Raw genomic sequence first — 19,130 nt, 5'->3', positions numbered from 1 at the left:
GGCGGTCCGGAGCAGGGGAGGAGACGACATGACGGTGAGTCGCAGGGGTGTTCTGATGGGCGCGACTGCAGCGGCGATCGGCGGAGCGGGAGTGGTCGGAGTACGCGGGGCGGGGCAGGCGACGGCACAGCAGGCCGAGGCTCAGCAGGCCGGGGCCGAGCGCGAGCCGGTCGAGTTCACCTGGTGGGGGAACCACGCCTGGCAGATCCGCTGCGGCAAGTCGGTCGTGCTGACGGATCCCTGGCTGACCCGCTTCCACACTGGCACGTACTCCGCCGAGGGCGCCGACCCCGCGACCCGGATAGTCAGCAAGCCGGCCGTCATCGACCGGTACGTCACCACCGCAGACGCGATCCTGGTCCATCACGCCCACTACGACCATCTGCCAGACGTGCCCTACATCGCGCGCAAGACCAAGGCGACAGTGCTCGGCAACGAGACCCACCTCAACCTGCTCCGGGCTCTGCGCGCACCGTCGGATCAGCTGTCCCAGGTCACAGGCGGGGAATACCTACCCTTCGAAGGTTTCACCGTCGAGGTCTACAAGTCGCTGCACTCTTGTGGTGGCAAGCGGCATCAGTTCGCGTACCCGGGCACGCGGCCGGGCGCAGTACCGCCCAAGCCGCGCACGATCGCCGACCTGGTCGAGGGCGGCACTCTCGCCTACGTGCTGACCATCGGTGGTCTGCGCATCCTCAGCCTCAGTACTGCGGGCTTCGACCCCGGAGCACTCCGCGACCTGCAGGTCGACGTAGTACTGGCGGCGCCGGGCGGCGAGCCAGGTGTCACCGACCGGCTGCTCGCGACCCTGAAGCCGGTCAAGACGGTGATCGCCACGCACTGGGACGACTTCGACCAGCCGCTGGACAAGCCCGCGGTCGACTGGGGTGGTCTCACCAAACTCCGCGCATCAGCGACTGCTGCCGGATCCGAGTTCGTCGTCGTGGATCACTTGAAGTCAGTCACGTTCTAGAAATCGCGGTGGTGGTGGCTGACGTCAGCCGATAGCCCTCGTGGGCGGAGAACTCCGCGGACAAGGCGAAGCGGTCGCCGCGGACGACTGTGTGGCGCCACTCGATCTTGCGGCCCTGCGCATGGCCGAGCCGATTGATCGAGAAGGCGGCCGCATCCGCCGGGCAATGCAACAGCGCCCGCTCGGCCGGCGTCGGGTTCACCGCGCGGATGTCCTCGCGACCGTGGTCCAGCCTGAGCCCGGTCCGCTCTGCCAACTCGTTGTAGAGGCTCGTGTGGCTGAAGTCCGCCTCGAGCAACCCCTCGGCGAGCGACTTCGGCAACCACACGCGGTCCAGCGCGAGCGGCTCGTCACCCGCGAACCGCAGCCGCTCCAGATAGACCAGCGGGATCGACGCCTCCAGATCCAGCCGGCTCGCGATCACGCCGTCCGCTCTGACGTCCAGCGCCCGTACGACGCTGTGCTGCGTCAGGCCGGACGCCTCCACCGATGAGAACAGGCTGTACAACGCGCCCATCGGCTGGCGGATCTCTGGCGCAGTCGCGACCCGGGGTTGCCGCCCGCGCTCCGCGACGATCAGCCCGTCGGTGCGGAGCTTGCCGAGCGCCTGCCGCACGGTGTGCCGGCTGACCTGGTAGTCCTCGACCAGCGCGAGCTCCCCGGGGAAGACGTCGTCGAACTCCCCGGCGCCGAGTCGGCGTACCAGGTCGTGCTGCAACTGCTTCCACAGCGGCTCGCCGCCAGTGCGGTCGAGCGTGCGCTCGCTCATGCGGTCGTTCGCTCCTGCCGTCGGAAGCGGCCTGCAGCAGGGCCGCCTTGCGAAATGTCCGGTCATCTCTTAACGTAAATGTACGGTCATTTACTGCCAGGAGGTCGGACCGGATGCTGCACGTCGAGGTTAGGTCACACCTGCGGGTTCGCCGGTCCGCCGCAGCCTCTTCCGCAGCCTCTTCCGTTGCCACTTCCGGGGCGACATCCGTTGCGACTTCTGGGACGACGGGTCCCGGCCGGCTGGTCGGTCGGGTGCCTGGGCTGCTCGTGGTGCTGGTCCTGACCGGAGCTGCGGTTCCGCTCGGGCGGCTGGTGCCGGTGGTCGGTGGACCGGTGTTCGGCATCGTGCTGGGAGTGCTTGCCGGAGTTGCGATACCTGTACTGCGAGGCGAGCGCCTTCGTCCCGGCTACGAGTTCGCGTCGAAGAATCTGCTCCAGCTGTCGATCGTCGTACTAGGAACCGGCCTGTCCTTGCAGCAGGTCGTCCGTGTCGGCGGTGGTTCATTGCCGGTGATGCTCGGCACGTTGGCGATTGCGCTCGGCGGCGCTTGGCTGTTCGGGCGGTTGCTCGGCGTGCGCGGCGACACACAGACCCTGATCGGAATCGGTACTGCGATCTGCGGCGCCTCGGCGATTGCCGCAGCGAGCGCCGCGATCGGCGCGAAGCGGTCCTCGGTGGCCTACGCATTGGCCACGATCTTCACGTTCAACGTCGTTGCCGTGCTTCTCTTCCCGCCGCTCGGTCACCTGCTCGGCATGAGCCCGGACGCCTTCGGGCTCTGGGCGGGAACCGCGATCAACGACACCTCCTCGGTTGTCGCCGCGGGGTACGCCTACTCCCAGCAAGCAGGCGACCAGGCCCTGGTCGTCAAGCTGACCCGATCATTGATGCTGGTCCCGATCGTGCTTGGGCTGGTGATTCTGAAGTCCCGGCGCGAAGCCCGTTCGAGCTCGGCGGGCGGACGGAAGCTGTCGTGGCGGCGGATGGTGCCGCTGTTCCTGATCGGCTTTATCGCGGCCGCCGCACTGCGCAGCGCGGGACTGGTGCCGGCCGGCTGGCAGGCCGGGCTCTCCTTGGCCGGCACGGTCCTCATCACCGCAGCGTTGGTCGCGATCGGCCTGTCACTGCGGCCGGCGGAGCTGCGCCAGGCGGGGCCGCGTCCGCTGCTGCTCGGCGCGGTGCTGTGGATCTGTGTCGCCGCGAGCAGTCTGCTACTCCAAGGGCTCTGACAGTCGGCTCAGTGTGCCGCTGGGTGCACCAGCTTGCCCGCATAGTCCTTCACACCGTCGACGAGTTTCTCGACTTGGTCGGCCAGCACGCGCAGCCGGCCGGCACGGGCGCGCATCTCCTCGACCTCGGGTGGCGGCATCCCTGGAACCTCCTCACACGGCGGACAGATCGGCCACCGGTGAACCGGTGGCACCCATAGGGTGTCACGTCATGGGGGACGAACGCGGCTTCCGCCCGGAGCAACTCGAGCGCCTGGCCGCCGTCAAGGAGGTCTGGGACCGCATCGTCGACCTGATCCCGGACGAGCTGCCTGCTCCTGTTCGAGGTAGGTGATCACGATCGAGATCGACTTCAGTCGTGCCAAGCCGGTAGGCGATCGCCACCATCGACGGAACACCGACTTCCGATGGACCGGTGCGGCCGAGCCGTACGGAGAGATCGAACTCTGGGCGGGCAACGTGCCGCGGGTCGCGACCGTTACCGCGACAGGCCTTCCGGCTGTGGAGGTGCGGTACCCGGACTCCGCGCGTAACGGGCCCTTGCCGCTCGATGAGCGCACCACCATGACGATCGACGGCGTCGTCGTACGTATCACGTCCGGTCGAGGGTTGGCCAAGAAGGACCGCGCGCTCCGGATCGAAGTCGGCGAACGCAGCTACACCTATCTGGTGACCGGTACGAACGTCGAGGAACTGCGGGACGGTGATGGTAACCCGCTGGTCGAGGTCAAGAGGCTCAGAGGTCCGAAGCCAATCAAACTCATCATCGCCCCAACGGCACGCCCCGAGGCCTTGGCGCTGGCCCTCGCACTGCTCATGGTCGACAGCAAGCTCACCGTGACCAGGGCCGCCCTCTCCGGCGCGCTCAAGATCTTCGACAGCGGTCAGGGCGAGCCCGGCTAGGTGGGGCTTCGGCGACCACCCCGGCCCTGAACCCGGCGACTGTGCAGTATGCCGGGACCAGGCGGCAGGTGCGAATGACTCGGCAGACAGGACTGGAGCTCTGAGGGTCAGTCCTTCTCGAAGGCGGCCGCGCGGGTCTGGATGCCGTGGATGCGCGGCACGTCCAGCTTGGTGCTGCGATCGAAGCGGTAGATGCCGTTCTCTTCCTGGAAGACATCGGTCAGCTGCGTGTAGCAGTAGCCGAACATCAACGGGTCGTCGAGCAGCACGTCGACCAGGCCGTGGAAGCGGTCGTAGAAGTCCTCCACGTCCTTGACCCGCTGCCCGTAGCCCCACGACTCCTCCCTGTCGGTGCCCTCCGCCGCGGCCGCCTCGGGGTTCCACCAGATGCCACCGAACTCGCTGCAGAAGTACGGCTGCCCGTTGTACGGCTGGGAGATCGGCCGGCCCTCTTCGCCGCCCGTGTTCCCGTACGGCGCTCCGTCCGCGAGGCCGGCCATCTGCTTCCCGAACTCGACCGGGTCCTGCTCGTAGTTGTGCGAGTCCCACACGTCCGTCTCGGGCACCCGGTGCGAGTATCCCGACGCGTCCAGCACCGGCCGGGTCGTGTCGGCCGCCTTGGTGGCAAGGAACATCGCCCGCGTCACGTCGTCCAACTGGGTGATCCGGTCGTGCAGCAGTTGGTGCGTCTCGTTCAACGGGCACCAGCCGATGATCGACGGGTGGCTGTAGTCCCGCTCGACCGCTTCCAGCCACTGCGTCACGAACGACGCGGTCGGCTGCTGGTTGTCCTTCTGGGTGCCCTCGGCAACACCTGCACCCCAGTCGCCGAACTCGCCCCAGACCAGATAGCCCATCCGGTCCGCGTGGTAGAGGAACCGCTCCTCGAACACCTTCTGGTGCAGCCGGGCACCGTTGAACCCGGCGGCCAGGCTCAGCTCGATGTCCGCGACCAGCGCCTCGTCCGAAGGAGCCGTCATCAGGCTCTGGGGCCAGTACCCCTGGTCGAGCACGAGCCGCTGGAACACGTGCTTGCCGTTGATCAGGATCGCCTGGCCGTTGATCGACACGGATCGCAGCCCGGCGTAGCTGTCCGCGGCATCCGCGATGTTGCCCTCGGCATCCACCAGTTCCAGCCGTACGCCGTACAGGTGCGGGTCCGTTGTGTCCCACAGGCGGACGCGGTCGGCCGGCACGGGCAGAACCAGGCGGGGGACCAGGTCGAGATCGGCGCGGACCTCGGCCTCGACGACCTCGCCATCGGCGTCCGAGAGGATCGCGCGGACCTTCCAACCGGGCTTGTTCGCCGAGACCGGTACGGCGAGGTGGAACGCGGAGCCTGCGACGTCTGGACTGATCCGCGGCCGCTGCAGGTGCACCTCCGGGACTGCCTCGAGCCAGACGGTCTGCCAGATCCCGGTCGTCCTGGTGTAGTGACACCCCGAGTTGAAGTAGTTCGTGGTCTGCTTGCCGCGCGCCTGTACGCCGTACCGGGTGTCGCGGGCGCGGACCACGATCACGGCCTCCTCGCCAGGCCCGGCCACACCGGACAGGTCGGCGCTGAACGGGGTGAAGCCGCCCCGGTGCCGGACCACCTCGACGTCGTTCACCCAGACGGTCACGTCGTGGTCCACGGCCTGGAAGTGGAGGACAGCGTGGTTGCCGGCCCAGTCCGCGGGGATCGTCACCGTCGTCCGGTACCAGACGGCCTCCAGGAAATCGACGTTCTCGATCCCGGACAGCTGCGACTCAGGGGCGAACGGGACGACGATCCGCTGCTGCAGTTCGCGGTCGCGGACGCCGCGCTCCAGCCCGGAGTCGGACCGGTCGATCTCGAACTGCCACTCGCCGTTCAGGTTGAGCCAGTCCGGCCGCACGAACTGCGGCCGCGGATGCTCGGGCCGCGGCTGCCCGGTCCGGGGCTGGGCAGAGGCTGGGAGAGTGCTGGACATCGAGGGGCCTCCCGTGAGGTGGAGTGGCGGGTCGCAGACGACAGTACAACGTTGAAAATTACAGGAGCAATGCTTCGCCGGAAGAAGAGACAGCGTTGTCAAAAGGGTCGTCTCCACGCCACTCCTCCGAGTGGCCGCCAGTGTCGTGGATGCATGACGGGTACCGCTCGGTGTCACGACACGCCCTCGTGCTGGAGCAAACAGCGGCAGCCGGCTACTCGCCGAGTAGCCGCACGCCGTTGTCCCAGCACACCGCCCGGAGCCACTCGTCACCCAGCTCCAGCCGTTCCAACGACTCCAGCTGAACGGCGTACTCATACGGGATGTTCGGAAAGTCCGACCCGAGCACGATCCGATCCGGCAACGCACCCAGCCGCGCCCGGAGCTCGCGCGGGAACGGCATCATCGCCTCGGTGAACGGCGTGCACGCCATCGTCGTGTCCAGGTGCACGTTCGGATACGACTCGGCCAGCCGCAGATGCTCCTCGTACTCCGGCATCCCCAGGTGCGCGATCACCGCAGTCAGCCGCGGGTGATTCCGCAGTACCTCGCCGAACGGTCCCGGACCGGTATGCCGTCCAGGGATCGGCCCGGAGCCACAGTGCACAACCACCGGTACTCCGGCCTCGGCAAGCTGACCCCACACGGAGTCGAGCTCCTCGTCGCGCGGGTCGTAGTCCCCGACCTGGACATGCACCTTGAAGATCCGCGTGCCGAGCTCCAAGGCCTCCTTCACGTACTGCGAGGCGCCTGGCTCCGGGTAGAACGTCCCGCTGGGCACGCAGCCGGGGGTCTCCGCAGCGAACTCGCGAGCCCAAGCGTTGAGCCAGGCGGCCATGTCCGGCTTGTGCGGATAGACCAGCGCCGGGAACTGCCGCACGCCGAGCGCATCCAGCGTCGCCAGCCGGTCGGCGACGGGAGTCCGATAGTTGACCGGCCAGGCGGTCCCGTAGTGCTTCTCAGCCTGGTCGAAGTAGGCCCAGACCGCGTTCATCACCTGGTCCGGCAGGAAGTGCACGTGCACATCCACCAGTCCCTCGAGACCCAGCCGCTGCCACCATCGCGGCACATCTTCATCGCGCACCCGGCCTACCCTAAAGACCCGGCCTCAAAGACCCGGCACAGGGAGCAGCAGCGACTGGTCGGGTCAGCGGGACTGGTCGGTGACCCAGAGGCTGGTGAGGCCGCGGAAGTGGGCTAGGAACTTCTCCTGCTCGTGCGCCGGATAGGTGGCCGCGACCGTTTCGCGGATGATGCGGTCGAAGTCCTCGCCGGAGACCCAGTCGACCAGCTGGTCCTGGAAATGCGGGAGGTTCTCGGCGCACCACTGGTTGTACTTGGCGGTTTCGAAGTACTCGTCGGCCAACGCGAGGTATGCGTCGATCTTGGCGTCGTAGTCGAGCGACTCGTCGTCCGCGACCGCGAAGTACCGCTCGGTGTGCAGGTCGACCTTGGTCCGGCGGCCGGTCACCAGCGAGAACACCGACCACTTCACCAGTGCGCCGATCGCCCACGGGAAGTAGTAGTGCAGCGAGGTCACCGCGACGTCGGGGCAGGCGTTCGCGTAGTCGATCGGGTGCACCGAATCGCCGCTGACCAGCATCTCGCAGGAGTTGAACTCCCAACCGAAGAAGGCGTTCACGATCCGCGAGATGGCGACCGCCTGGTGACCCGCGGACGAGCTGAGGAAGTCGTGCGAGACGGCGTACCGGTTGTGCATCGGTTCGTCCGGCTGGAAGTCCATCACCATCGTCTCGGCGCCGATCGACAGCGCCCGGGCGAACTTCTCGTAGTCGACCGTGGCCTGCAGGTGCATCAGCATCTCGCCGGAGTCGTCATAGGCCTTGTGCAGGTCCTCGCGGTTGTTGATGCGGGAGACGCCGCGCCACCCGCCTCCGTCGAACGGCTTCATGTACATCGGATAGCCCAGGTCGTCCGCGATCGCGTCCAGGTCGAACGGCCTGTTGTACTTGGCCGACGTGTAGGCCCAGCGGACGTTGTCGACGGGGTTCTTGTACGGCACCAGCACGGTCCGCGGGATCTTCAGCCCCAGCCGCAGCATCGCGCAGTACGCGCTGTGCTTCTCCATCGCCTGGAACGTGAACGGCGAGTTCAGCAAGTACGTGCCGTTCATCAGCGCGGCCTTCTTCAGCCACTCGCGCGGGTGGTAGTACCAGTAGGCGAGCCGGTCGATCACCAGCCCGACCCGGACGGGGTCGTTCAGGTCGAACGGCTCGATGGAGAGTCGCTCGGCGCTGAACTCGTGTGTCGTACCAGTCTGGTCCTTGACCGGGCCGACCCGCCCCAGCAGCGCCTCGAAGGCCTGCGGCCAGTCCTCCTCGGCGCCGAGCAACAACCCGATCAGATGCTGAGAGCGGTCAGCCACGATGAGACTCCTAACAGAAGCGGGGAAGGTGGTGGGCGAGCTGCTTGCGCCACCAGGGCCAGTCGTGCGCTACGTCGTGGCCCCACAGGTCCAGCTCGTGCGGAATGCCCTTGGAAGCCAGTACTGCGGCCGTCGCGCGGGCGGATGGCAACGAGCCGGTCGGGTGGGTCTCCCAGTCGCCCTGGCCGACTGTCAGCACCAAGAACACCCGGTTCCGCAGCCACTCCAGGTGGTCGCCGTCCAGGTTGGGCAGGTAGTCGGCCGGGTTGTTGAAGTACGTCGCCTCGCCGTGCTCGCCCCAGGCATGCCAGCTCGCGGCGTCGTAGTTCCCCGATTGGCAGATCGCCACCGGGAACAGGTCTGCTCGTTTCATGGCGAAGTTCAGCGCGTGGAAGGCGCCCAGGCTGCAGCCGGTGGTCACGATGTCGGACGCGCCCGGGGTGTCACTGCCGATCGTAGGGACGACCTGGTTGAGGATCCACGACTCGTACAACCCGTGCCTGCGGGCGCGTTCCTCCAACGGGATGCTCCGGTCGGACCAGCTCACGCGGTCGTAGGAATCCACGCAGTACAGCTTGACCCGGCCGGCCTCGACCAGATCCGCGACGGCTCCGACCATGCCGTTGTTCTCGTAGTCCCAGGCCCGGCCCTGCTCACTCGGGAACACCAGCACGGGTCGCCCGTAGTGCCCGTACCGGATCAGGGTGCCCGGCCGGTCAAGCCCGGGAGCGTCCAGCTCGACCTGCTCGCGCTCCATGCAGCCTCACTTCCTCCCGGTCGGTCAGACCAGGATGTAGCAGGTGATGCCTCGCTGGTAACCCTTCCATGTCATGAGCTTGTCCGCTCAGTCGCCGCGCGTCCGGCGGACCGTGCGAAACAGTGCGTTGCCACTGATCCGCCCGGTGGCTGCCGCAGCGGCAAACACGGCTCCGAAGCCGGCGAGTGTCTTGCGCACCCGCTCGCCCCTACGACCAGACGCGGGTCAGCAGGTTGGTGAGGGAGGGGTCGAGGACGTCGCGCCAGGCGGTGAAGTTGTGCATGTCGGGAGTCTCGTCGAAGCCGACCTCAAGGCCGAGCGAGGCCAGGTGCGCGGCCATCACCCGGTTGTTGTGGACGTTCTCCTCCGGCGTGCCCGCGGTCATCCCCACCAGCGGCCGCGACGGCGGCTCCGTTGCCGTCAGCACCTGCTGGACGAAGCCGGTCACCTCGGCGTAGTACTCGAACTTCGATTCCTGCGGATCCGTCGCCCGGGTGAAGAACGACCCGGACTGCAGGAAAAGCCCGGCGAACGTGCCCGGGTGGTTCCATTCGGCGTAAAGGGCGGCCAGTGCTCCCAGGCTCGCGCCCATCATCACCGGCAGCTTGCTCTTGTACTGCGAGGCGACCGCCGGCAGCACGTGGTTCGTCAAGGTCTGCGCGTACCGCGGGTTGGCGGCGTACCAGAGGTTCCTCGAGCCCGGCCGTACCAGCGCCAACCGCAGCGGCGGCAAGGTGCCCTCGGCAACCATTGCGCCGACGTACTGCGTCAGCCCCGCGTACGACGCGAACTCCGGCCCGTCGTGCGACAGCAGCAACGGCAACTCGAACCCCGGCGCGATCCCCTCCGGAGCCCACACGTGGACGTCGACCGGCCCCACCGGCGTCGGGTCCACCGGCAGCGGTGTCAGGCTCGACGCGATCGGCTCGGCGGAGATCCAGGCTGGTTCGACGTATCCGGGCAGCGGTAGCCAGGAGTGCTCACCGAAGGCGCCGCCGACCACGCGCGGGTTGGTCGGGTCCGTCCGCATCCCGCTGTCGGCGATGTCGAACAGGTACTCCATCCGGTGCACCGAGGGGCGCGGCAGCCGCAACTCCCAGCCGTAGTCGACCGGCTTGAACTCCAGTTGCTCGGCCGCCAGCCCGAGCTCCTCCCAGAGCCGGACCCCGGGCAGGGCATGCTCCGGATCGGCGAGGCGGAACACCACCTCAGCCCCCTCCACAGCACTGATCACCGGCTTTTCGGACATCCGAACACGGTACGACGTCAATGCACCGTTCCAAGAAGGATCGGGACCTTTCGAGCCGCAGGAGGAGGCGGAGATCACAGCAGGGCGGCGAACACTGACAGGTTCTGTCATCGGCCGGCGGTACGGTCGCGGGCAGGAGCCGCACCGCAGAAGGGAGTCGCAGCAATGGTCGACCTGGCGGACATCCGCAACGCCACAGCCGGTCTCCCGCGCAGCTACGAGGTGCTGGTCGGGGACCGGATCAAGTTCAGGGTCGGGCGGATCGTCTATCTCGCGGTGTCCCCGGACGAGGAATCGATGGGAATAGGCTTCCCGAAGGAAGAGCGGGACGCCGCCATCGCCGCCGAGCCGGAGAAGTTCTTCCGGCCGGTCCCGTCCGACGAGCGCTACCAGTGGATCCGGGTGCACCTCGACGCCATCGACCAGGCCGAGCTCCGCGAACTGGTGCTCGACGCCTGGCGCATGTGCGTCCCGAAGAAGGTCATCGCGGAGTGGTTCGGGGCGGAGTAGCTCGGGGCGGACGGCTGACCGACGTCAGGCCCGGGACGAAAGCCGGTACTACCTGATGCGTCGGACAACGGCGAGCAGCCCCGCGCATGCGCGGGGAAGGGGCTGGGCACCGGATGGCTGATCGAGGTGGTGAGGACGTGCCCAATGGTGATCGATTCTTCGACGGAAACGGCCCGGAACCGCCGCGCAGCGCGTTGAGCCTGCGCCTCGTGCTGGCCCTGATCGGTGTCCTCCTCTTCATCTTCATCGCCATCATGCTCGTCCGCCTGGAGGTCCCCGTTCTGCTGATCCTGGTGCCCCTTCTGTTCGCACTGGTCGGCCTCGTGGACCTGGGCATCGTGATCACCCGGCTGCGGACCGGGCGGCGATGACGGATCGTTCCCAGGCAGGGGCTGAGGGCAACAGTCCGCGGCGGCATCCTCCCTCGGTAGGACGAGGGGGCTACTCCGGGGCGACTCAAGTCACAACAGAACCGTCCTTGAGGCCGATGTCCGGCGGCCGGCTGCGGGGCACCCTTGACGATGTGACCGGAGATTTCCTTCCCCAACGCCGACCGGTGTCGGCTCGTGCCCAGCTGCTGGCCCTCGCCGTTCTGCTCGCCGTCGCGGCCGTCGCGTGCTACCTGTACCTGTGAGACCTCGCAGTACAGGCTCAGCAAGCGCTCAGGCGTCCCAGCGGACCTCGGCCTCGCCGGGGCGGACGACGCCCGCCTCGTAGGCGACCACCACGGCCTGGACCCGGCTGGACAGGCCGAGCTTCGAGAGCACGCTGCTGACGTGGGTCTTCACCGTCGTCTCGCTCACGAAGAGCTTCGCGGCCAGGTCGCGGTTCGAGAGCCCGCGCGCCATCCAGACCAGGATCTCCCGTTCGCGTTCGCTCAACTGCGCCAGCAGCCCGGTCCAGCGGTTGTCCGGGGACACGGCGGGGGCGGGGTTCGCGGCCCCGCTGCCGACCTGCCGCTCCAGCTCGACGCAACGCTCCAGCAGCACCCGTGTCGATGCCGGATCCACCAGCGAATCGCCACGATGGACTGCCCGCACGGCAGACACCAGCAGATCCGGATCAGTGTCCTTCAACAGGAACCCGGACGCCCCGGCCCGCACCGCGCTCAGCACGTACGCCTCATCGTCGAACGTGGTCAGCACCAGTACCGCGGGCCGGCTGCGGCCGGACTCGCGGTTGGCCTCGGTGATCCGCTCGGTCGCGACGAGGCCGTCCATCACCGGCATCCGGATGTCCATCAACACCACGTCCGGGTCGTACTGCTCGATCAGCCGGAGCGCCTCCTCGCCGTCGCCGGCCTGCGCGACCGTGGTCAGGTCCGGCTCGTGATCGAGGATCATCGCCAAACCCATCCGGATCACGCCCTGGTCGTCGACCACCAGGACCCGGATCTCTTCTGTCACCTCTGCGGCGGCAACCATGCCTGCACTCTCCATCCACCCAGTGGTCCGGCGGCGACGGCCAACGTGCCGCCACTCGCGAGCGCTCGTTCGCGCATTCCGATCAGTCCGTTGCCGCGGCCGCTCTCGTTGCGCCGGGCGGTCTCGAGCACATTCACCGGCGGGGGTCCGCCGCCGCCGTTGTCGTCGATGATCAGCAGTTCGCCCTGCGGCCCGCTCTGCCAGCTGACATGGGCGGCGGTGGCCTTCGCGTGCACCATCACATTGGTCAACGCCTCTTGAATGATCCGTACCGCGGTCAGATCCGTGGCGGAGGTGAGTTGCCGCCGCCGCGTCGGCAGGTCCATCGTCACCTCGACGCCGACCGCCTTCAACCGCTCACCCATCCGCGCGACATCCGCCAGCTCCGGCACCGGGGCCGTCTCACCGCCGCCGCCAGGCGAGGCGGTGTTCAGCACTCGCACGGTCTCCCGCATCGCGGTCAGCGCCTCTTTGCCGCTGGCGATGATCCAGCGGACGGCCTCGCGCAACTCTTCGGGTTTGTCGTCCGCCACCCGGTCGGCCGCCTGGGCGCGGATGACCACGGCGCTCATGTGGTGCGAGACCACGTCGTGCAGGTCCCGGGCGATCCTCGTCCGCTCGGCGGCGGCCACCCGCTCCGCCTCGATCGCGCGCAACCGGACCAGTTCGGCGTTGCGGTGCTCCAGCACGCGCAGGCTCTTCCGGCGCCGCAGAGCGTTCGCGCCCAGCAGCACCATGCCGCAGGTGAGCGCTTCCGCGAAGACGAACAATGAAAGGTCGACATAGCTGTAGAGACTGGCCAGGGTCCTCGGCAGCCGCTCGTACCGGTCGGTGACGATGCCCGGGGTGTGGCTGAGCACGAGCGCGACGACCGTCGGCAGCGCGATCATCAGGCCGGCCAGACTGCCCATCGTGAAGAACAGGCAGGTGAAGCGGCGGACACCGCTGGCCGCAGCGAGGTAGCCGACCACCAGGAGCGGGACCAGGTGCAACTCGGACTGCAGAGCCGCGTTGCTGATCGCGGGCTGCCCGAAGATGCCGATGCCGATCTGCTCGGCCAGCCCGGTGCCGGCCGCGGCGTACACGAACGGATAGAGCAGCGAGACGAAGACCAGGGTGATCCGCGGGATCGTCCGCACCAGCGCGACAGTGAGAACCAGGAACACGCCGGTGACGAAGCTGACGCTGGGGTTGGCCGGCCGCAGCCCGCTGTTGTTGATCAGCGCCAGCGCGGAGAACCAGCCGATGGCGATGAGCGCCGCGAGCAGCAAGTCCTGCTGCGGCGACGGCAACCGACGCCAGAAAGCCCACACACTTGCTGAGGGTAGTCGTCGGTGACAATGTACGGCTCCTGCGCCCGGACGGCAGCGTCTCCAACTTTCGGAGGAGAGCGGGCGTCCGACCCCATACCCAGGTCCGACTTCCGGCTGCCGAGGACGGTCCCTGGGACCGATGTGGCGACCCCGCCGACCCGAGAGGCTGTACCCCATGACCAACGAGCCGCCGCCGCGCCGCACGATCTCGGTGCGGACCCGGTTGCTGTCCGTGACGGGGGTGGTCGCGGTCGCGTCGCTGCTGATCTGGCATTCGCAGCTGGCCGACCTACTGGACCTGAACCCCGCCGCGGACAAGCAACCAGTCGTCGGGGGATCCGGTCCCGGTGGCACCGCCCCGCCTGCGGTCGAGCTGAGCGTCAAGGCGACGCCTCAGCCGGTCAAGATGCCGCCGCCCAGCAAGAAGCCCACCAAGCCGACACCGAAGCCGACGAAGTCCGCTCAGGTGTCCTACGACGAGAGCAGCGATGAAGGCCTGACGCCGCGGCTGCGGTCCCGGCTCAAAAAGGCGACCGCCGCAGCCAAGGCCGACGGAGTCGCCATCAGCATCACCTCCGGCCGCCGCAGCGTCGCCAAGCAGCAGAAGCTGCTGCGCGAGGCGATCGAGAGATACGGCTCGTACAAGGCTGCGACCCGCTGGGTGCTCCCCCCGGAGTACTCCGCGCATGTCAAAGGCATGGCAGTCGACATCGGCCCGCAGGCGGCGATGGTGTGGCTGAACCAGAACGGTTGGCGCTACGGGATCTGCCGCCGCTATGACAACGAGCCCTGGCACTTCGAGGCGCTCACCACGCCGGGCCGGCGATGCCCGGCCCGTGAATCACACGCGGTCGCCAAGGCCGACTGACCACCGACATCAATCAGGAGCGCAACTGATGACGACCACTTATGCCCTGCCGATCGCTCGTGCTCGCTCCCGCAGCCGGGCCCACGCCGTACCGGCGCTGTGGCGCCAGGTTGTCCGGGGCGCGGCTCTCGACCGCGGCGCCTCGAAGGGAGACGATCGAGTCGTGCACCCGGGAGTTGTCGAACCCGACCGTTCGGCGTACACGCAGCTGGAGATCTACGAAGGCCTGCTGCGCGCTTTCGACCGCCGGGCCGAGGTGCTGGACGCGATCGCCTCCGCCCCCGACCGGGACGCCGCCGTACTACGGGTCCGCGACCTGCTGGAGGTCACCCAGCTGCAGGCGACGGCGATCCTCGACCTCCAGCTGCACCGGTTCGCCGCCGGCGCCCGCGACCGGATCGCTCACCGCGCGGCGGAGCTCCGGCACGCCCTGATCGGCTGAGGACCTGGCCTTCGTCCGCCTTCTGCAGACAGGGCGGACCTCCACTCCAGGTAGTCCATCGCAACAACCGGGAAGGAGGATGTGCCACCACCAGCGACGGCCGGTCCGGTCCGGAGTCGGGTTGAGGGGCCTCACCCGGACCGACCGGCCGTCGAACTGACAACCGTGGTCGAAGGCCTCGCCGCCGTGCCCGCAGGGTGGGCGTCGGGGTGCGCGACTTGCTGTGGGTGGGGAGTATGGAGGGGTGATCACGGTTGAGCAGGCAAAGCGGTTGAGGAAAGCCGGGGCTCTGTGGGTGCCAGGGGCCGGGGACCGGTTCGTGGTGCCCGACCGGGACATGGACGACGACGTGTTCGTGGTCAGCGATATGACCGTCGAGGTGCACGACTACCAGGGCAGCAAGGTGATCGGGTTCAACGGGACCACCGAGTGGGCGCTCGACAGCATCGAGCAGCGCGAGGTCATCTGGCTCCCCCGTGAGGAACAACTCCGCAAACTCCTCGGCGACACCTTCGTCCGCCTGGAGGCCGTCCCCGGCGGCTACGCCGTCGAACTCACCGACGGCCGCTACACCGCCGAAGACGCCGAACAGGCCTACGCCGAAGCCCTCCTGGCCCTCCTGAAGGGCTGACCGGCACCTGCATTTCGCAGACCGGCCGCGGGGCCTGCAGGCGTCCGGGCTCTTGCCCGCGGCGTCTGGATCCGCGGCTCGAGACGGCGCGCCAGTACTGGCGGTTCAGTTGCCGACGCGTCAGGCGGCAGCCGTGTCAGCCCGCACCGAGCCGCGGAGTACGGGCTGGGTCGGCCCTGGCACCATGCGGAGTAGGACGACTACTGCGGAGGTTTCATGCCTGAAGGCATCTGGTTACGTTTCCTGTCCGGGCCGGAGATCGACTCGCTGGGGTTGACCCGGACGGAGATCGTCGACGCGGTCGAGGAGGCGGTCCGGGATCACGGCGAGGGGCAGACCAGCTTCGAGCCGCGGGTTCATCTCCAGCCGGACAACGGCGGGATCGGGCATTTCAACATCCTGCGAGGCCACCTGAACCGGCTCGGCGAGCACGGCGTCAGCGGGGTGAAGGTGGTCGGCGACTTCGTGCCGAACTACCAGGTCGGTCTGCCGAGTGAACTCGCCATGGTCAACCTCTTCGACCCGACCACCGGGATCCCGCTCGCCGTACTGGACGCGACCATGATCACCGCGGCCCGCACCGGCGCCATGACCACCGTCGGCGCGCGGCACCTGGCCCGCCCCGGCAGCAAGATCCTCGGCCACGCCGGCTCCCGCGGCACCGCGTGGTGGAACGTCACGATGCTCGACGACCTCTTCGACCTCGACGAGATCCGCGTGACGTCCCGCCGGCCCGAGTCGCGGGAGAAGTTCGCCGCCGAACTCTCCGCCGAACTGTCCACGCCCGTCCGGGTGGTCGCCACCGCCGAGGAGGCGTTCGACGGCGCAGACGTACTGGTCGAGGCCACCCGCCTGATCGAGCCGGAACCGTTGCTGCAAACGGCGGCGGTCAAACCGGGAGCCTTCGTGGTTCCGTACGGCACGGTCAGTGCGGTCGAACTCGACCTGCTCGACGTGATGGACAAGGTGGTCGTCGACGACTGGCGTGAGGCGCAGTCCGGCCGCTTCGGAGCACTCCGCCGACACGTCGACACCGGCCGCCTCTCACCCCAGACCCTGTACGCCGAACTCGGGCAGATCGTCTCCGGCCAGAAGCCCGGCCGGGAGAACGATGCCGAACGCAACCTCTTCTGGCACCGCGGCCTCTCCCTCCTGGACGTCGCCATCGCCCACCTGATCCTGCGTCGAGCCGAGTCCGCCGACGTCGGCACAATGCTCAGGTTCCACTGACATGCTCATCAACCACCCCGAAGACCTGGGCCCGGAGCAACTGACAACCCCCGGGCCGCTCGAGCTCTCGGCGGATCTTGTCGAACGCTTGACTGCGACTCGGGCCGACGTTCTCTCGGCTCTGCGATCGGGCAATCCGGTCTATGGGGTGAACACCGGGATGGGCGCCCTGAGCAAGGTTCGACTGACCGAGCTGGAGCAGGCGATCCATCAGCGGAATCTCTTGCTGGGAAGGGCTGTCGGCGGCCCACCGTGGTTGCCCCGAGACGAAGCACGCGCTGTGGTGGTCGCCCGGCTGCGGACCTTCCTGACAGGTGATGCGGGCGTCTCCGCGGAGCTCTGCCAACAACTGGTCGCCTTGCTCAACAGCGGACTGGTGCCCGCGATCCCGGCAGGCGGAGCCGGATCAGCCGGCGAGATCATCCCGCTCGCCCACGCCTTCGGACCACTCGTCGGCATCGGCGCAGTAGTGGACCCAGACGCAACCATCCGCTACCTCACTGGCGAACCACCCGCCGAGCTGCACCCCAACTCCACCGGATCGGACTTCGAGCTCGGGCCTAAGGAAGGGATCGCCTTGTTGGCGGGGATTCCTGGGGCAACTGGGCGGGCTTGGTTGCAGGTCGGGCGGAGCCGGCGGCTTGTGGACAGGATGAGTTTGGTCGCCGCGGCTGCCATTGTGGTCGTCGGAGCCAATCGCGATCCGTACAACCCCTTGTGCGGAAGGGGTGATGACGTACTGACGGCTGAGCTGGCAAGGATCCTTGAGCTCGCCGGGCCCGAAGACGAGCCGCGGTCGTTGCAGGCGCCGGTCTCGTTCCGGGTGGCGGGACACGTGATCTCACATGCCAGGCGATCGGTGGCCCGGCTGGAAGAGGCTGTCGAACGTGCGCTCAATGGTGTGACCGATTCGCCTGCCTTTCTTGACGCCGAGTTCGTCGGGACCGCGGGATTTCATGGCATCGACCTCGCGGCGCACTGCGATCAACTGGTTGCCGCGCTGGCTCATGCGTCCGAGGTTTCGGCCGCTCGCTTGCACAGGTTGCTGGACCCGGCCGTGACGGGATTGCCCGCGCAGTTGGCCCACGAGCCAGGTCCGCAGGCGGGGCTGGTCGCAGTACACAAGCGGGCTGTAGCGAGTGTGCACAGTCTGCGGCGGTTGGCGTTGCCGTCGGCAATCGGATCGACCGAGACGTCCAATGGACAAGAGGATGTGCAGAGTTTCTCGTGGGAGGCCGCCGGCGGATTGGGCGAGGCGGTTCGGCTCTCGCGGGAGGTGCTGGCGTGCGAACTGCTGGCGGTCTACCAGGCGTTCGCGCTGTCGAAGCGGGTGGTGCCGGCCGGGTTGCGGGAGTTCCTCGAGTCGGTGGCGAACGTCGTACCGCTGATCGAGGCGGACCGCCCGCTCGGCGTGGATCTGCAGCGGTTGATTGAAGAAGTGATCTGATCACGGATTGTTTGCTTCCCGTGACTGCGGGTACCCGGCGGTCGAAGGCAGTTGCCGACGACAAGAAACGGGGATTGAAGAAATGAGCACCGCGCAGGAACTGGAAAGGGCCATCGGCAAGGATGTCTACGACGTAGAGGGCAACAAGGTCGGCACCGTAGCCAACCTCTACGCATCGGACCTGTCCGGTGAGCCTGAGTGGGTGACGGTGAAGACCGGACTGTTCGGGAACAAGGAATCCTTCGTGCCGCTGACCGGCGCGCACACCGAACGCGACGGCCTGCACCTCGGCGCCCGCAAGGACACGATCAAGGACGCGCCGCGCATCGACGACCAGGGCCATCTGTCCGAGGCTGAGGCCGCAGAGCTCTACCGGCACTACGACCTGAAGTCCGCGATGCCGGGTCAGCCGCGTTCCGGCCAGAGCCAACCGGGCCGGTACGACGATGCCGCCGCCGGGCAGGGCATGTCCGGCAACGGTCTGCGGCGCCCGGGCACGAACGAGCAGGGCATGAGCGAGCACGGCATGGACGCGCACGGCATGGACGGGCAGGACCTGAGTGCGCGCGGTATGGATGCGCGTGGCAGGGATGGTCGTGGTGTGGACGGACAGGAGTCGATGGTCCGGTCGGAGGAGCGACTGCGGGCCGGGACCGAGACGGTGGAGACCGGTCGGGTGCGGTTGCACAAGCACGTGGTGACCGAGGAGCAGCAGGTCACCGTGCCCGTCAGCCACGAGGAGGTCCACGTCACCCGCGAGCCGATCGGTGACGGTGAGGCCCGCGGCGGCGACATCCAGGAGGACGAGCGCGAGGTCGTGCTCCACGAGGAGCGTCCGGTGGTGGCGAAGGAGACCGTCCCGGTCGAACGCGTCGGACTCGACACCGAGACAGTGCGCGACGAGCAGCAGGTCAGCGACACCGTCCGCAAGGAACAGATCGAGGTCGAAGACACCACCGACCCCAAGCACCGCAGGAGCTAGGTCGATCCTGCACCTCTATCACTGCATCGACTGTAGGGACCGTGTCGTCGGAAACCGATTTC

21 protein-coding genes are annotated in these 19,130 nt (G+C 67.9%); 12 read left to right on the top strand and 9 right to left on the bottom strand.

What is annotated here, in order from left to right; genetic code table 11:
- Positions 1–28 precede the first annotated feature (28 nt).
- Positions 29–973: an MBL fold metallo-hydrolase gene (locus ABD210_RS16365; protein ID WP_344112350.1), complete on the top strand. Its 945-nt coding sequence runs from the start codon at positions 29–31 to the stop codon at positions 971–973.
- On the opposite strand, the gene ABD210_RS16360 is transcribed toward ABD210_RS16365, so the two are convergent.
- Positions 963–1,742 carry a GntR family transcriptional regulator gene (locus ABD210_RS16360; RefSeq protein WP_344112349.1) on the bottom strand — a complete coding sequence of 260 codons (780 nt, stop codon included), beginning with the start codon at positions 1,740–1,742 and terminating at the stop codon, positions 963–965. The genes ABD210_RS16365 and ABD210_RS16360 overlap by 11 nt on opposite strands.
- Positions 1,743–1,996: 254 nt before the next feature.
- On the opposite strand from ABD210_RS16360, the gene ABD210_RS16355 reads away from it, so the two are divergent.
- The gene (locus tag ABD210_RS16355) at positions 1,997–2,974 is read left to right on the top strand and encodes a YeiH family protein (RefSeq protein WP_344112348.1); all 978 of its coding nucleotides are present in this window, start codon (positions 1,997–1,999) and stop codon (positions 2,972–2,974) included.
- Between the two features lie 8 nt (positions 2,975–2,982).
- On the opposite strand, the gene ABD210_RS16350 is transcribed toward ABD210_RS16355, so the two are convergent.
- A complete protein-coding gene (locus tag ABD210_RS16350; RefSeq protein ID WP_344112347.1) occupies positions 2,983–3,114 on the bottom strand; it encodes a hypothetical protein in 132 nt (43 codons plus the stop codon).
- Positions 3,115–3,185: 71 nt separating this feature from the next.
- On the opposite strand from ABD210_RS16350, the gene ABD210_RS16345 reads away from it, so the two are divergent.
- Together ABD210_RS16345 and ABD210_RS16340 are read left to right on the top strand one after the other, a co-directional pair.
- Entirely contained in the window at positions 3,186–3,308 is a 123-nt protein-coding gene (locus ABD210_RS16345; protein ID WP_344112346.1) for a hypothetical protein, read from the top strand.
- The gene (locus ABD210_RS16340) at positions 3,305–3,877 is read left to right on the top strand and encodes a hypothetical protein (RefSeq protein ID WP_344112345.1); all 573 of its coding nucleotides are present in this window, start codon (positions 3,305–3,307) and stop codon (positions 3,875–3,877) included. Before ABD210_RS16345 ends, ABD210_RS16340 begins: the two co-directional genes overlap by 4 nt.
- 107 nt (positions 3,878–3,984) lie before the next feature.
- On the opposite strand, the gene ABD210_RS16335 is transcribed toward ABD210_RS16340, so the two are convergent.
- The 5 genes from ABD210_RS16335 to ABD210_RS16315 all read right to left on the bottom strand — a co-directional run bounded on the left by ABD210_RS16335 (position 3,985) and on the right by ABD210_RS16315 (position 10,221).
- Positions 3,985–5,829 (bottom strand): glycoside hydrolase family 2 protein, encoded by a 1,845-nt coding sequence (locus tag ABD210_RS16335; protein ID WP_344112343.1) that lies wholly within the window; start codon positions 5,827–5,829, stop codon positions 3,985–3,987.
- A gap of 214 nt (positions 5,830–6,043) precedes the next feature.
- Entirely contained in the window at positions 6,044–6,913 is an 870-nt protein-coding gene (locus ABD210_RS16330; protein ID WP_344112342.1) for an amidohydrolase family protein, read from the bottom strand.
- Between the two features lie 63 nt (positions 6,914–6,976).
- Positions 6,977–8,215, bottom strand: a complete 1,239-nt coding sequence (locus tag ABD210_RS16325) for an ATP-grasp domain-containing protein (protein WP_344112341.1) — start codon at positions 8,213–8,215, stop codon at positions 6,977–6,979.
- A 10-nt stretch (positions 8,216–8,225) separates the two neighbouring features.
- Entirely contained in the window at positions 8,226–8,972 is a 747-nt protein-coding gene (locus ABD210_RS16320; protein ID WP_344112340.1) for an esterase family protein, read from the bottom strand.
- Between the two features lie 208 nt (positions 8,973–9,180).
- Positions 9,181–10,221 (bottom strand): alpha/beta hydrolase, encoded by a 1,041-nt coding sequence (locus ABD210_RS16315; RefSeq protein ID WP_344112338.1) that lies wholly within the window; start codon positions 10,219–10,221, stop codon positions 9,181–9,183.
- A gap of 165 nt (positions 10,222–10,386) precedes the next feature.
- Between ABD210_RS16315 and ABD210_RS16310 the strand changes: the two genes are divergently transcribed.
- Together ABD210_RS16310 and ABD210_RS16305 are read left to right on the top strand one after the other, a co-directional pair.
- Positions 10,387–10,731 (top strand): MmcQ/YjbR family DNA-binding protein, encoded by a 345-nt coding sequence (locus ABD210_RS16310; RefSeq protein ID WP_344112336.1) that lies wholly within the window; start codon positions 10,387–10,389, stop codon positions 10,729–10,731.
- A 113-nt stretch (positions 10,732–10,844) separates the two neighbouring features.
- Positions 10,845–11,102, top strand: a complete 258-nt coding sequence (locus ABD210_RS16305; RefSeq protein ID WP_344112335.1) for a DUF6343 family protein — start codon at positions 10,845–10,847, stop codon at positions 11,100–11,102.
- A 291-nt stretch (positions 11,103–11,393) separates the two neighbouring features.
- Here ABD210_RS16305 and ABD210_RS16300 read toward each other — a convergent pair whose 3' ends face one another.
- Together ABD210_RS16300 and ABD210_RS16295 are read right to left on the bottom strand one after the other, a co-directional pair.
- On the bottom strand, positions 11,394–12,137 hold the full coding sequence (locus tag ABD210_RS16300; RefSeq protein WP_344112503.1) for a response regulator: 744 nt from the start codon (positions 12,135–12,137) through the stop codon (positions 11,394–11,396).
- Positions 12,134–13,468, bottom strand: coding sequence for a sensor histidine kinase (locus ABD210_RS16295; RefSeq protein ID WP_344112334.1), 1,335 nt, complete (start codon positions 13,466–13,468; stop codon positions 12,134–12,136). The genes ABD210_RS16300 and ABD210_RS16295 overlap by 4 nt, the downstream gene beginning before the upstream one ends.
- A 175-nt stretch (positions 13,469–13,643) precedes the next feature.
- Between ABD210_RS16295 and ABD210_RS16290 the strand changes: the two genes are divergently transcribed.
- From ABD210_RS16290 to ABD210_RS16265, 6 genes are all read left to right on the top strand, one after another.
- Positions 13,644–14,336 carry a M15 family metallopeptidase gene (locus ABD210_RS16290; RefSeq protein WP_344112333.1) on the top strand — a complete coding sequence of 231 codons (693 nt, stop codon included), beginning with the start codon at positions 13,644–13,646 and terminating at the stop codon, positions 14,334–14,336.
- Positions 14,337–14,364: 28 nt separating this feature from the next.
- Positions 14,365–14,778, top strand: a complete 414-nt coding sequence (locus ABD210_RS16285) for a hypothetical protein (protein WP_344112332.1) — start codon at positions 14,365–14,367, stop codon at positions 14,776–14,778.
- Positions 14,779–15,022: 244 nt separating this feature from the next.
- Positions 15,023–15,409: a pilus assembly protein CpaE gene (locus ABD210_RS16280; RefSeq protein WP_344112330.1), complete on the top strand. Its 387-nt coding sequence runs from the start codon at positions 15,023–15,025 to the stop codon at positions 15,407–15,409.
- Positions 15,410–15,625: 216 nt separating this feature from the next.
- Entirely contained in the window at positions 15,626–16,639 is a 1,014-nt protein-coding gene (locus tag ABD210_RS16275) for an ornithine cyclodeaminase family protein (RefSeq protein WP_344112329.1), read from the top strand.
- Between the two features lies 1 nt (position 16,640).
- A complete protein-coding gene (locus tag ABD210_RS16270; protein ID WP_344112328.1) occupies positions 16,641–18,086 on the top strand; it encodes an aromatic amino acid lyase in 1,446 nt (481 codons plus the stop codon).
- An 82-nt stretch (positions 18,087–18,168) separates the two neighbouring features.
- The gene (locus tag ABD210_RS16265) at positions 18,169–19,068 is read left to right on the top strand and encodes a DUF2382 domain-containing protein (RefSeq protein ID WP_344112327.1); all 900 of its coding nucleotides are present in this window, start codon (positions 18,169–18,171) and stop codon (positions 19,066–19,068) included.
- Positions 19,069–19,130 lie beyond the last annotated feature (62 nt).

Origin of the sequence: Kribbella alba, from assembly GCF_039529635.1 — a bacterium.
Taxonomy (GTDB): domain Bacteria; phylum Actinomycetota; class Actinomycetes; order Propionibacteriales; family Kribbellaceae; genus Kribbella; species Kribbella alba.
This window is presented reverse-complemented; position numbering and strand designations above follow the sequence as displayed.